Genomic DNA, 12,644 nt, shown 5'->3' on the forward strand with positions numbered 1-12,644 from the left:
AGAATCCCGGTTTAACCACGCCCCCGATCCCCATGTCCGCTTGGGTCCTTCCGGATCACATTGCCGATGTGCTGCCTTCCGAGGCGCGCCACATCGAAGAACTTCGACGCGAACTGCTCGACACCGCGCGTGGCTATGGCTACGAGCTGGTGATGCCGCCGTTGCTCGAGCACCTCGAATCCCTCCTGTCCGGTACGGGCGAGGCGCTCGACCTTCAAACCTTCAAGCTGGTCGACCAGCTCTCGGGCCGCACTATGGGCCTGCGCGCCGACACCACGCCGCAGGTCGCGCGCATCGATGCCCACTTGCTGAACCGCCGAGGCGTCACCCGGCTCTGCTACTGCGGCCCGGTCGTCCACACCCGCCCCGACCGCCCGCACGCCACGCGCGAGCCGCTGCAGTTCGGCGCCGAGATCTACGGCCACGCCGGGCTCGAGGCCGATACGGAGGTGCTGCTGCTCGCGCTCGATTGCCTGCGCGCCGCCGGCTTGCCTTCCGGCGTGATCGTCGACATGGCCGACGCACGCATCGTGCGCTCGCTGTTCGCCGGCGTCATGGTGGATGCAGCCGTCATCGCTCGCGTGCATGCCGCACTGGCTGCGAAGGACGCGAGCGAGTTGCGTACGCTGACGCGTGACTTTCCCGCGGCCTCGCGCGAGGGGCTGCTGGCCCTGGTGCAGCTCTACGGCGACGCCAGCGTGCTGGACGAGGCGGCCTCCGCATTGCCCGATACGGCGGCCGTGCGCGACGCGTTGCACGACCTGAAGCAACTGGCCGCGCGCCTCGACGGCGCGACCGTGAGCTTCGACCTGTCCGACCTGCGCGGCTATGCGTACTACAGCGGCATGCGCTTCGGCATCTATGTCGACGGCGCTGCCGACGCGCTGGTGCGCGGTGGCCGCTACGACGAGGTGGGCGCGGTGTTCGGCCGCAACCGGCCGGCGGTCGGCTTCAGCGTCGACCTGCGCGAGCTGGTCGGCGTGGTGCCGAGCCGACCGCTGCGGGCGGCCGTCCGCGCGCCGTGGAGCGACGCAGCCGGCCTGCGTGCAGCCATCGCCGCGTTGCGCGCGCGGGGCGAGACCGTGGTCTGCGTGCTGCCGGGCCACGACAGCGAAATCGACGAGTTCCAGTGCGACCGGGAGCTCGTCCAGAGCGCCGGCCAGTGGAATGTGCAAGCCATCTGAATCTTGAAAAGCGAATCATCATGAGCGTTCCCACCGGAAGAAACGTGGTCGTCGTCGGCACCCAGTGGGGCGACGAGGGCAAGGGCAAGCTGGTCGACTGGCTGACGGAAAGCGCGCAAGGCGTGGTCCGCTTCCAGGGCGGCCACAACGCGGGCCACACGCTGGTCATCAACGGCGTGAAGACCGCGCTGCACCTGATCCCCAGCGGCATCATGCGGCCGGGCGTGAAGTGCTACATCGGCAATGGCGTGGTGCTGTCGCCGGCCAAGCTCTTCGAGGAGATCGAAGGGCTGGAGAAGGCCGGCGTCGAGGTGCGTTCGCGCCTGCGCATCAGCGAGGCCTGCCCGTTGATCCTGCCTTTCCATGCCGCACTCGACATCGCTCGCGAGCTGTACCGCGAGAAGGGCGGCAGCGAGAAGATCGGCACCACCGGCCGCGGCATCGGCCCGGCCTACGAAGACAAGATCGCGCGCCGCGCGCTGCGCGTGCAGGACCTGAAGCACCCCCAGCGCTTCGCCGACAAGCTGCGTGTGCTGCTCGACCTGCACAACCATGTGCTGACGCAGGTGCTGGGCGCCGCCGCGATCGACTACGACACGGTCTACGGCGAGGCCATGGTCCACGCCGAGCTGCTCAAGCCGATGATGGCCGACGTGTCGCGCGAACTGAACGACGCGCACAAGGCCGGCGCCAACCTGCTGTTCGAGGGCGCCCAGGGGACGCTGCTCGACGTCGACCACGGCACCTACCCGTACGTCACCTCGAGCAACTGCGTGGCGGGCAACGCGGCCGCCGGTTCGGGCGTCGGCCCGGGCATGCTGCATTACATCCTGGGCATCACCAAGGCCTACTGCACGCGCGTCGGCGGTGGTCCGTTTCCGACCGAGCTCGACTGGGAAACGCCGGGCACACCGGGCTACCACATGAGCACCGTGGGCGCCGAGAAGGGCGTGACCACCGGCCGCAGCCGCCGTTGCGGCTGGTTCGACGCCGCGCTGCTCAAGCGCTCGGCGCAGGTCAACGGCCTGTCGGGCCTGTGCATCACCAAGCTCGATGTGCTGGACGGCCTCGAGACGCTGGAGCTGTGCACCGGCTACGAACTCGACGGCGAGCACACCGACATCCTGCCGATGGGCGCGGACGAAATCTCGCGCTGCACGCCGGTCTACGAAACGCTCGAAGGCTGGACCGAAAGCACCGTGGGCGTGACCCAGTACGACAAGCTGCCGGTCAATGCGCGGCTCTACCTGCAGCGCATCGAGCAGGTCACCGGCGTGCCGATTCACATGGTGTCCACCAGCCCCGACCGCGACCACACGATCATGATGCGCCACCCCTACTTGGCCGACTGAACAGGAACCACGAACCATGTTGACCGAAGACGGCAAGCATCTCTACGTCAGCTATGACGAGTACCACAACCTGATCGAGAAGCTCGCGATCAAGGTGCACCAGTCGGGCTGGGAATTCGACACCATCCTGTGTCTCGCGCGCGGCGGCATGCGCCCGGGCGATGTGCTCTCGCGCATTTTCGACAAGCCGCTGGCGATCATGTCGACCAGCTCTTACCGTGCCGACGCCGGCACGGTGCAGGGCCACCTCGACATCGCCCGGTTCATCACCACACCCAAGGGCGAGATCGCCGGCAAGGTGCTGCTGGTCGACGACCTGGCCGACTCGGGCCACACGCTGCATGCGGTGGTCGACATGCTGCGCACACAGTATTCGCCCATCACCGAGCTGCGAAGCGCGGTGCTCTGGACCAAGGCGCTGTCGACCTTCACGCCCGACTATTCGGTCGAGTTCCTGGCGACGAATCCGTGGATTCACCAGCCTTTCGAGGGCTACGACAGCATGCGGCCGGACAAGCTGATCCAGAAGTGGTCGGTCTGATGCCGATGGCGGCGCGGTCCTCCCACCAGGCCGCTTTGAATCGGGCGTGAGCAGGTCCCGCGCCTGTTCGGACGCGCGCATGCCTTTGATTCACCGCCTGGCTGCGCTGACGTGCACCGTCATGCTGGTCGCGGGATGTGCGGCGCCCACTGGCGGTGGCGCCTTGCACGCTTCGCAAGATCCCTTCGCATCCCTGTCTCCGGCCGAGGCGCTCACGCCGCAGGCCCAGGGCACACGGGTGCGCTGGAGCGGTGGTATCCGGTCCGTCGACAGGCGCGCGGGCAACCGCGCGTGCTTCACCCTGCTGCACGCCACCTCCGATTCAGAGGGCTATCTTCGCTGGCCACCCGGCGGGCAGACCTTCATCGCCTGCGGGCCGGGCGACTATGACGACAAGCTGATCGAGCCTTTCGTGCTGCTGAGCATCGAAGGACGCGTTGCAGGGCAAGAGACTCTGCAGCGCCAGCCGGTGCCGGTGATCGAAATCGACCTGCTGCACCGGCACTCCGATTGCGTGCAGGGCAGCGAGGACAGTCCCGAGTGCTACGCCGGCCCGCTTCGTCCCCGCACGCCGTAGACGTCGCGTCCGCACGCGGGGCGCAGTCGCCGCGCGCATGCTCTAGCATCTGGGCATGTCCGACCCCATCACCGACCTGATCCACCATCCCTACCAACCGCCGGCGCCATTCGCCGCGCCGCAGCCCGGGGTCTTCAAGGCATCCACGGTCTTCTTCGCCGACGTGGCCGCCATGCGGGCGCGCGACTGGAAGACCAAGGCCGGCTACACCTACGGCCTGCACGGCACGCCGACCACCTTCACGCTCGAGGAACGGTTGGCCACGCTCGAGGGCGGTACCGACTGCCTGCTGGTGCCCAGCGGCCTGGCCGCCATCTCGCTGGTGGCCTTCGCGTTGCTGAAGACCGGCGGCGAGGTGCTGATCCCCGACAACGCCTACGGCCCCAACAAGGCGCTCGCGGCCGGCGAACTCGCCAACTTCGGTGTGAGCTATCGGCTCTACGACGCGATGGACCCGGACGATCTGGCGGCCAAGCTGTCGGACCGCACCCAGCTCGTGTGGCTCGAGGCCGCGGGCTCCGTCACCATGGAATTCCCCGACCTGCCCGCACTCGTGGCCGTGTGCCGCGAACGGGGCGTGGTCACTGCGCTCGACAACACCTGGGGCGCCGGGCTGGCCTTCTCGCCTTTCGACCTCGACGGCAGCGGGCAGGGCGTGGACATCTCGGTGCATGCGCTCACCAAGTACCCCAGCGGCGGCGGCGATGTGCTGATGGGCAGCGTGGTCACGCGCGACACGCGGTTGCACCAGGCGCTCAAGCTGACGCACATGCGCATGGGCTGGGGGGTTGGTGTGGGCGATGTCGAGACGCTGCTGCGCGCGCTGCCGAGCATCGCGCTGCGCTACGAGGCGCACGACCGCAGCGCGCGCGAGATCGCGCATTGGCTGCAAGGCCGCGACGAGATCGCGCAGGTGCTGCACCCGGCGTTGGAGGCCTCGCCCGGCCATGCGAACTGGCAGCGCCTGTGCGGGTCGACGGACCGCGCGGCGGGGCTTTTCTCGGTGGTGTTCGACGAACGCTTCAGCGCGGAACAGGTCGACCGTTTCTGCGATGGGCTGCGCCTGTTCAAGCTGGGCTATTCGTGGGGCGGTCCCATCAGCCTTGTGGTGCCCTACGACATCGGCCTGATGCGCGACGCGAGCGTGGCGCGCTGGCCGCACCGCGGCACGCTGGTGCGGTTCTCGGTCGGGCTCGAGGCCGTGGAAGACCTTCTGGCCGACCTGGCGCAGGCGCTGGACGCGATCTGAATCCCGGCGGTTATCGCTTACAGTCAACCTACACGCAGTCACCCGGACTGCCTCGCTCAAGGAGAAGCAGTGGCAACACCCAACTACGGCTACGAGAAGCGCCAGAAAGAGCTGGCCAAGAAGAAGAAGAAGGAAGAGAAGCTGCGGGAAAAAGCCGACCGCAAGCTCTATCCGAGCAGCGAGGGCCTGGCCCCCGGAGACCCTGAAACGGATGTGGCTTCGCTGGAACGCGATCCGCCTACGGTGCCGGACCTTCCCACCAAGAACGGCTGATCGCCGGTGTCTCGAAAGTCTTGAAAAAGCCGCCCCTGCATCGCAGCGGCGGCTTTTTCTTTGGCGCCGTGGCTGTCAGCGGCCGAGCAGCTTCTTGAGCTCGGGCCAGACGTTGTCGAGCATGCGCGGCTGGGCTGCGGCCACCGGGTGGATGCGATCGGGTTGGAACAGGCTCGCCGCGTCAGGGCCGTCGGCCACGCCGCGCAGCAGGAAGGGCACCACCGCCGCCTTGGTCGCCGTCGCCACCTTCTGGAAGATGGCCTCGAAGCGCTTGAGGTAGTCGCTGCCGTAGTTCGGCGGCACCTGGATGCCGACGATCAGCACCTTGGCACCGGCCGCCTGTGCGGCCTTCGTCATCTGGGTGAGGTTGTCTTCGGTGTTCTGGATCGGCAGGCCGCGCAGCGCGTCGTTGCCGCCGAGCTCGAGCACCACATGGGTCGGCTGGTGCTGCTTGAGCAACCCTGACAACCGCGCACGGCCGCCCGAGGTGGTGTCGCCGCTGATGCTGGCGTTGACCACCGTGGCCGCGATCTTCTGGTCGGCCAGCCGCTTCTCGAGCAGCGGCACCCAGCCTTCGCCGCGCTTGAGCCCGTACTCGGCGGAGAGCGAGTCGCCCACCACGAGGATGACCGGCTTCGCGCCAGCTGCCTGTGCGAAGGCCCCAGTGGAAAGCCCCGTACTGCCGAGCACGGCGCCCAGCACGATAAAGTCACGTCGATTCACCACGCAAAGCCTTTCAATGTCCCCAACCCCCTCCGAAGCAATTGTTGCCGTCGATCATGTTTTCAAGTCGGTCACCGATTCGGCAGGCACGCTGGACATTCTGCAGGACATCCATTTCACCCTGGGCGCGCGGGAAACCGCAGCCATCGTCGGGGCTTCGGGCTCGGGTAAGAGCACGCTGCTGTCGATCGTCGCCGGCCTGGACACGCCCACGCGCGGCACCGTGCGGCTCGGCGGCGACGACATCTTCGCGATCGACGAGGACGACCGCGCGGCGCTGCGCGCGCAGAAGGTCGGCTTCGTGTTCCAGAGCTTCCAGTTGCTGGCCAACCTCACGGCGCTCGAGAACGTGATGCTCCCGCTGGAGCTGGCCGACCGCAAGGACGCGCGCAAGGCCGCCACCGAGATGCTGGGGCGCGTCGGCCTCGGCCAGCGCCTGAACCACTACCCGAAGGTGATGTCCGGCGGCGAGCAGCAGCGCGTGGCGCTGGCGCGCGCCTTCGTCGTGCAGCCGCAGTTGCTGCTGGCCGACGAGCCGACGGGCAGCCTCGACTTCGCGACCGGCGAGCAGGTGATGAAGCTGATGTTCGACCTCAACCGCGAGCTCGGCACCACGCTCGTGCTGGTCACACACGACCGCGCCATCGCTGCGCAGTGCGAGCGCCGCATCACGATCGAGGCCGGGCGCGTGGCGCTCGATGAAAAAACGCCAGAATCGACCGTCGCTCGGGCTGCCTGAGCCAAAAAGAAAGACGGTGCCCGGCTCCCGCGGCGCCCCCCTTGAACACAGCGGAGAGTTCATGACCCAGCTTCCCCCTGAAGCCATCGCGGCGCTGGAGCGCGGCCACCTGATCGAGGCCATCAAGATCGTGCGCGATCGCACCGGCATGGACCTCAAGTCATCCAAGGAGGCCGTCGAGCACTATGCCAACGGTGGCGCGCTCGCAACCAGCGCGCGGGCCGATTGGCAGGAAGGCGACTGGGGTCGGGACGAGGCCGTGGCCGAGACCGGCGGGGGGATGCCTAGCAACGGCGCTGCCGCAGTGCCGGTCGCCGCACTCGCAGCCCTGGCTCGGGGCCAGAAGGTCGAGGCCGTGCGCCTCACACGCGAGGCCACGGGCCTGGGCTTGGCTGCGGCCAAGCAACTGGTCGAGGCGCACCAGAACCCCGCCGCCGGTGACTTCGGGCACCGGCCGTCGGGCGCGGCGGTGAACCCGATGGCCGAGCCGGGCCGGGTGTCGGGCGGCGGCTTCAAGTGGCTGCCGGTGATCGTCGTGTTGCTGATTGCGGCCACGGCGTGGTCGTACTTCAAGGGCGCCTGACCTTGATCGTCCCCCGGTTCTGGGCCGAAGGCCGCATCCAGGAGCGCGTGGCCGACCAGCAAGTCACCGTGCGCCGCTTCGGCTGGTCCGACGACAGCCCGCTCGCCGCGCAAGCACATGCCGACCAGCGCACCCGCGAGGCGTACGACCGCATCGTCAGCGGCGAAACGCTGGAGCGCCGCGAGCGCAAGCTGGCCTACAACGGCGCCAACGGCGTGCCGATCCGCGAGGAGATCGTCGAACGCCAGGGCGACAGCATCGTCACCCGCAACAGCTACGGTGCGCGCTGCCTCAACACGCCCGACGTGCTGTTCGTCGACGTCGACTTCGAGGGCGAGGAGGGCGGCTCGCGCCGCAGCGCACGCGGGCTGACAGTGATCGGCGCAGCGTTCATCGGATCACTGGCCACGGGGTACGCCACGCGCTCGGCGATGGTTGGCGTGGCCGCCTTCATGCTGGTGGCGGCCTTCGGCTTCTGGCGTGCCCATAGAGAGGGCCTGCCCGTGGTCGAGGACACGAGCGATCCGCTGGCGGGCGCGCGTGCGCGTGTCGAAGGCTTCATTCAGCTGCATCCCGACTGGCACCTGCGCCTGTACCGCACACCGGCCGGCCTGCGCGTGCTGGCCATGCACGATGTCTTCGCACCCTCCGATGCCGCCGTGACCGACGCGTTTCAGACGCTGGGCGCCGACACGGTCTACGCGCGCATGTGCCGCAACCAGAACTGCTTTCGCGCCCGCCTGAGCGCCAAGCCCTGGCGCGTGGGCATCGGCGAGCACCTGCGGCCGCGCCCGGGCGTCTGGCCCGTGTCGCCCGACCGGCTGCCAGCGCGCGACGCCTGGGTCGCGCGCTACGAAAAGGCGGCCGAGGGGTATGCCGCCTGCCAGTACCTGGGGAGTGTGGGCAACACGTTGAAGGTGCACCTGAACGCCCTGATGGTGCAGGAACTGCACGACGAACGCACCCGTGCGAACAGCGGTTTGCCGTTGGCCTGAGGGAGAGGTGCGCCGCGCCCTCGATAATCGGGGGATGTCTTCCCCCAAAGTGATTTTCGGCTTCCATGCCGTGGGCGTGCGCATCAAGACCGCGCCGAAATCGGTGATCGAGGTGCTCTTCGACGCGAGCCGCCGCGACGCGCGCATGCAGCAGTTCAAGGCCCGCGCGCAGGATGCCGGTGTGCGCTTGGTTGAGGCCGATGCCCTGCGCATCGCCAAGCTCGCCGGCAGCCATGGCCACCAGGGCGTCGCCGCCCGCGTGGAGGCCATTCAGCAAACCCACTCCCTCGACGAACTGCTCGAAGGCCTCGAAGCCGCCGGCACCATGCCGCTGCTGCTGGTGCTCGACGGCGTGACCGACCCGCACAACCTGGGCGCCTGCCTGCGCGTGGCCGACGGCGCCGGTGCCCATGCGGTCATCGCCCCGAAGGACCACGCTGCCGGCATCAACGCCACCGTCGCCAAGGTGGCGAGTGGTGCCGCCGAGACGGTGCCGTACTTCATGGTGACCAACCTTGCGCGCACGCTCGGCGAGCTGAAGGAGCGCAGCATCTGGTGCGTCGGCACCAGCGACGACGCGCCGGGCACGCTCTACCAGAGCGACTTGAAGCGCCCGCTCGCGCTGGTGCTCGGGGCCGAAGGCGACGGCATGCGCCAGCTCACGCGCAAGAGCTGCGACGAACTGATCAGCATCCCGATGGCGGGCGCGGTCGAGAGCCTGAACGTCTCCGTGGCCAGCGGCATCTGCCTGTACGAGGCGATGCGCCAGCGCAGCCTCTGACGGGGCGCTTCAGGCGTCCAGCCAGGGCGAGCCGTCGGCCGCCGTGGCGGTGAGCATGTCCTGCTCGCTGGCGCCCAGGGCGTCGGCCAGCACCTGGCGCACGATCTCCGGACGGTTGTTCTGCTCGCTCAGGTGGGCCGCCAGCACGTGGCGCAGGCCGCCGTGGTGCACGGCACGGGCGACGTCGGCCGAGGCGGTGTTCGACAGGTGCCCGTAGTTGCCCCCGACGCGCAGCTTCAGGAAGGCCGGGTACGCCGAGGCGGCGAGCAGGTCGCTATCGTGGTTGCACTCCAGCAGCAGGGCGTCGAGCCCGACCAGTTGTGCCAGGACATAGGGCGTGACGTGGCCGAGGTCGGTCAGCACGCCGAGGCTGCGGGCGCCGTCGGTGCAGCGCAGTTGCAGCGGTTCGCGCGCGTCGTGCGGCACGGTGAAGGGGTGCACCGACAGATCGCCGACCGCGAAGTCGACGTTGTCGCGGGCCAGGTTGAGACGGCCCTCGAAGTCGCGACCACCGGTCGCGAGCCAGGTGCCTTCGCTCATCCAGACCGGCAGGCGCTCGCGGCGCGACAGCGCGTGGGCGCAGCCGATGTGGTCGCCGTGCTCGTGGGTGATGAAGACGGCGTCGATGTCGCTCGCCGCCAGCCCGACGCGGGCCAGGCGCGCGTCCAGGTGACGCAGGGTGAAGCCGCAGTCGACCAGGAGCCGTGAGGTACGGCCGCCGCTGGTCGCCTCGACCAGCGTGGCGTTGCCGGTGCTGCCGCTGCCCAGACTGCGAAAGCGCAGCACGCGGGCAGCCCTTACTTCAGGTCGTCGGCGATGACCTTGACGATGCGCTGTGCGTTCTCGGTCGTGTCGGGCACGCCGGCTTCGTTCAACACCGAGACCGTGCTGGCCTCACCCTGGCTCTTGACCAGGATGCGGTACTTCAGCGGGCTCTCGTCCTTCGCGGCCCTGCCGAAGTTCAGCATCTTGGCGAACAGGCCGGGTTCCTTCTTGTCGGGGTTGGGCGTCACGTAGCGCACGAAGTAGGTGCCGGCGCTGCGGTCGCGGTCTTCCACGGTGAAGCCGGTGCGGTCGAGCGCCAGGCCGACCCGGCGCCACGCGCGGTCGAAGCCTTCGGGGATCTGCACCACCGGGCGGCCGTCGACGGTGGCGACCTTGCTCGCCGCGGTGACGGTCGCGGCGCTGGCCGTCAGTGCCTTGGCCTGCTCCTGCGACACGCCCAGTCGCACCATCAGACGGCGCAGGAACTCGGTTTCGAGCTCCGGGTCGGCCGCGCGCGGCTGCCAGACCGTCTGGTCCTTCGTCGAATTGCTGTAGACCTCTTCCATGCCGCGGTGGCTGACGTAGATCTCGGTGCCGTTGGGCGTGCGCTCCAGGCGGGTGCGGAAGCGGTCGAGTTCACTGGTGGAGTAGACCGAATCGATCAGCTTGCCCAGGGTGCCGCGGATGATGTCCTGCGGCAGCTTGGCGCGGTTCTCGGCCCAGTCGGTTTCCATGATGCCCAGGTTGCGCTGGTCGGTGGTCAGGAGGAAGCCGTTTTCCTGCCAGAAGTCGCGCACCGGTTCCCAGAGCTGGTCGGCCGGGCGGTTGACCACGATCCAGCGGGTGTTGCCGGCGCGTTCCATGCGGACGTCGCCCAGCGTCGAAACGGCGGTCGGAATGCTCGGCGCATCGGCCCGGCTGGCTTGGAAGCTGTTGGCCGACACCGGACCGCCAGGCACGGCGTACCGGTTCTCACGCGACAGCTGGCTCAGGTCGGGCGGGACTTCCAGCGTCGGCGCCTTGCCGGCGCTTTTGTAGTCGATCTTGTCGCCCTCGAGTGCCGAGCAGGCCGAGAGGCTGGCGATCAGGGCCAGCAGTGCGAATCGCGAAAAATTCTTCAACGTCGTCTTCCTTGGTGGAATGGTTCGATCAATCGAGGCCGCATCGGCCGCCCTGTCGGAGTCGGCCGCGCGCAAAAGGTTGCGTTCGAGATGCGGTGGGCCCGGCGGACCGCTCAGTCCTTGAGCAGTCCGGTGGCGCGCAGGGCGGCTTCGACGGCCGGCCGGCTGGCTTCGCCGAGTGGTGTCAGGGGCAGCCGCAGCGCGCCGCCGCACAGGCCCAGGCGCGCCATCGCCCACTTCAGCGGAATGGGGTTGGGCTCGACGAACAGGTTGCGGTGCAGCGGCATCAGCTCGAACTGGATGCGCATGGCCGTGGCTGCGTCGCCGGCGAGGGCCGCCACGCACAGTTCGTGCATCTTGCGCGGCGCGACGTTGGCCGTGACGCTGATGTTGCCCTGGCCGCCGCACAGCATGAGCGCGACGGCGGTGGGGTCGTCCCCGGAATAGACGGCGAAGTGCTTGGGCAGGTCGCGGATCAGCCACTGGGCCCGCTCGATGTTGCCGGTCGCTTCCTTGATGCCGATGATGCCGGGCACCTGCGCCAGGCGCAGCACGGTGTCGTGCGCCATATCGGCCACGGTGCGGCCCGGCACGTTGTACAGCACCACAGGCAGGTCGCCCACTGCTTCGGCGATGGCCTTGAAGTGCTGGTACTGGCCTTCTTGCGTCGGCTTGTTGTAGTAGGGCACGACCTGCAGCTGCGAGTCGGCGCCGACGCCCTTGGCGAACTTGGCCAGCTCGATCGCTTCCTTGGTCGAGTTGGCGCCGCAGCCGGCCATGACGGGCACGCGGCCCTTGGCCTGCTCGACCGACACGCGGATGATTTCGCAGTGTTCCTCGACGTCGACCGTGGGGGATTCGCCGGTGGTGCCGACCACGCCCAGGCAGTCGGTGCCTTCGTCGATGTGCCAGTCGATCAGCCGGCGCAGGGCGGGGTAGTCGACGCTGCCGTCTTCATGCATCGGCGTGGCGAGCGCGACGATGCTGCCTGTGAGTTGCTCCAAGGGGGTCTCTTTGTCGGTTGGGACGAAAGGTTGCATTCTACTGACCCGGCGCGGGGCCGCCGAGGGGGTGCCGTTCGGGGGAACCCCCGAGTCCTGCGACCGGCCGAACCGCGGCGATGCGCTGCACGAATCGCTCCGGCGACGGCAGGAAGCCGTCTTCGTAGGCCACCACCCGCATCCCGGCGCACGCGGCCAGCAGCTCCCCGGGTTGCAGCAGGAAGTCGGCCCGCGAAGGCTTGCCGACCGTCTCGTTGCCGACGGCGAAGGTTTCGTACAGCAGCACCCCGCCCGGCGCCACCGCCGCCACGATGTCGGGCAGACGCGGGCGCCAGAGGTAGTTCGTGACGACGACCGCCGCGAAGCGCTGCTCGTCGAAGGGCCATGGCCCGTCCTCGATGTCGGCCTGCAGCACGCGCCCATGGCGCGAGGCGGCCTGCGCCGCGTCTTCCGAGCGGTCGACGCCGGTGACCGGGTGGCCACGGTCGGCAAACCAGCGCATGTGCCGCCCTGCACCGCAGGCCACGTCGAGCACGGCACCGCCGGGCGGCACCAGGTGCGACCAGCGCACGATCCAGGGGGAGGGCGCCTGCAGCGCGCCGTGCAGGTCGGTGCTCAGAAGCAGCTCCAGACCTGGTCGATCAGCGTGACCATGAAGGCGGGTTGCGTGTAGAGCATGAACACGCCCGAGAGCACCGCCAGCCCCACAACGAGTGCGGCGGCCTGCATCCAGCGATGACGTGCGGGGGTGTGCATGGCG

General features: G+C 68.8%; 16 protein-coding genes. 10 read left to right on the plus strand and 6 right to left on the minus strand.

Going from position 1 to position 12,644, the window contains the following annotated elements; all coding sequences use genetic code 11:
* Nucleotides 1-32: 32 nt before the first annotated feature.
* From ACSFA0_RS10200 to ACSFA0_RS10225, 6 genes are all read left to right on the plus strand, one after another.
* Entirely contained in the window at nt 33-1,184 is a 1,152-nt protein-coding gene (locus ACSFA0_RS10200) for an ATP phosphoribosyltransferase regulatory subunit (RefSeq protein ID WP_435450066.1), read from the plus strand.
* Between the two features lie 20 nt (nt 1,185-1,204).
* Complete coding sequence (locus tag ACSFA0_RS10205) at nt 1,205-2,536, plus strand: adenylosuccinate synthase (protein ID WP_435450067.1); 1,332 nt, start codon at nt 1,205-1,207, stop codon at nt 2,534-2,536.
* 16 nt (nt 2,537-2,552) lie between these two features.
* Nucleotides 2,553-3,077: a phosphoribosyltransferase gene (locus tag ACSFA0_RS10210; RefSeq protein ID WP_286645129.1), complete on the plus strand. Its 525-nt coding sequence runs from the start codon at nt 2,553-2,555 to the stop codon at nt 3,075-3,077.
* 79 nt (nt 3,078-3,156) lie between these two features.
* Nucleotides 3,157-3,654, plus strand: coding sequence for a hypothetical protein (locus tag ACSFA0_RS10215; RefSeq protein WP_435450068.1), 498 nt, complete (start codon nt 3,157-3,159; stop codon nt 3,652-3,654).
* 55 nt (nt 3,655-3,709) lie between these two features.
* Complete coding sequence (locus ACSFA0_RS10220; protein WP_435450069.1) at nt 3,710-4,903, plus strand: PLP-dependent transferase; 1,194 nt, start codon at nt 3,710-3,712, stop codon at nt 4,901-4,903.
* Between the two features lie 69 nt (nt 4,904-4,972).
* Nucleotides 4,973-5,176: a hypothetical protein gene (locus ACSFA0_RS10225; protein ID WP_435450070.1), complete on the plus strand. Its 204-nt coding sequence runs from the start codon at nt 4,973-4,975 to the stop codon at nt 5,174-5,176.
* Between the two features lie 75 nt (nt 5,177-5,251).
* On the opposite strand, the gene ACSFA0_RS10230 is transcribed toward ACSFA0_RS10225, so the two are convergent.
* Nucleotides 5,252-5,899, minus strand: a complete 648-nt coding sequence (locus ACSFA0_RS10230) for an arylesterase (RefSeq protein WP_435450071.1) — start codon at nt 5,897-5,899, stop codon at nt 5,252-5,254.
* A 16-nt stretch (nt 5,900-5,915) separates the two neighbouring features.
* Here ACSFA0_RS10230 and ACSFA0_RS10235 point away from each other — a divergent pair, with 16 nt between their 5' ends.
* The 4 genes from ACSFA0_RS10235 (at nt 5,916) to rlmB (ending at nt 8,997) form a co-directional block, all read left to right on the plus strand.
* Nucleotides 5,916-6,638 carry an ABC transporter ATP-binding protein gene (locus tag ACSFA0_RS10235; protein ID WP_435450072.1) on the plus strand — a complete coding sequence of 241 codons (723 nt, stop codon included), beginning with the start codon at nt 5,916-5,918 and terminating at the stop codon, nt 6,636-6,638.
* Between the two features lie 61 nt (nt 6,639-6,699).
* Nucleotides 6,700-7,221, plus strand: a complete 522-nt coding sequence (locus ACSFA0_RS10240; protein ID WP_435450073.1) for a hypothetical protein — start codon at nt 6,700-6,702, stop codon at nt 7,219-7,221.
* A 2-nt stretch (nt 7,222-7,223) separates the two neighbouring features.
* Nucleotides 7,224-8,216: a hypothetical protein gene (locus ACSFA0_RS10245; protein WP_435450074.1), complete on the plus strand. Its 993-nt coding sequence runs from the start codon at nt 7,224-7,226 to the stop codon at nt 8,214-8,216.
* Between the two features lie 34 nt (nt 8,217-8,250).
* A complete protein-coding gene (rlmB, locus tag ACSFA0_RS10250; protein ID WP_435450075.1) occupies nt 8,251-8,997 on the plus strand; it encodes a 23S rRNA (guanosine(2251)-2'-O)-methyltransferase RlmB in 747 nt (248 codons plus the stop codon).
* Nucleotides 8,998-9,006: 9 nt separating this feature from the next.
* Here the strand turns inward: rlmB and ACSFA0_RS10255 are convergent, their stop codons facing one another.
* The 5 genes from ACSFA0_RS10255 to ACSFA0_RS10275 all read right to left on the minus strand — a co-directional run bounded on the left by ACSFA0_RS10255 (nt 9,007) and on the right by ACSFA0_RS10275 (nt 12,640).
* A complete protein-coding gene (locus tag ACSFA0_RS10255) occupies nt 9,007-9,783 on the minus strand; it encodes an MBL fold metallo-hydrolase (RefSeq protein WP_435450076.1) in 777 nt (258 codons plus the stop codon).
* Between the two features lie 11 nt (nt 9,784-9,794).
* On the minus strand, nt 9,795-10,883 hold the full coding sequence (bamC, locus tag ACSFA0_RS10260; protein WP_435450077.1) for an outer membrane protein assembly factor BamC: 1,089 nt from the start codon (nt 10,881-10,883) through the stop codon (nt 9,795-9,797).
* A gap of 113 nt (nt 10,884-10,996) precedes the next feature.
* Nucleotides 10,997-11,923, minus strand: a complete 927-nt coding sequence (gene dapA, locus ACSFA0_RS10265; RefSeq protein ID WP_435450078.1) for a 4-hydroxy-tetrahydrodipicolinate synthase — start codon at nt 11,921-11,923, stop codon at nt 10,997-10,999.
* A 1-nt stretch (nt 11,924) separates the two neighbouring features.
* Nucleotides 11,925-12,491, minus strand: coding sequence for a class I SAM-dependent methyltransferase (locus ACSFA0_RS10270; RefSeq protein WP_435450944.1), 567 nt, complete (start codon nt 12,489-12,491; stop codon nt 11,925-11,927).
* 8 nt (nt 12,492-12,499) lie between these two features.
* A complete protein-coding gene (locus ACSFA0_RS10275) occupies nt 12,500-12,640 on the minus strand; it encodes a hypothetical protein (protein ID WP_435450079.1) in 141 nt (46 codons plus the stop codon).
* Nucleotides 12,641-12,644: the final 4 nt, after the last annotated feature.

It is taken from the genome of Variovorax restrictus, assembly GCF_051216715.1.
Classification (GTDB): domain Bacteria; phylum Pseudomonadota; class Gammaproteobacteria; order Burkholderiales; family Burkholderiaceae_C; genus Variovorax.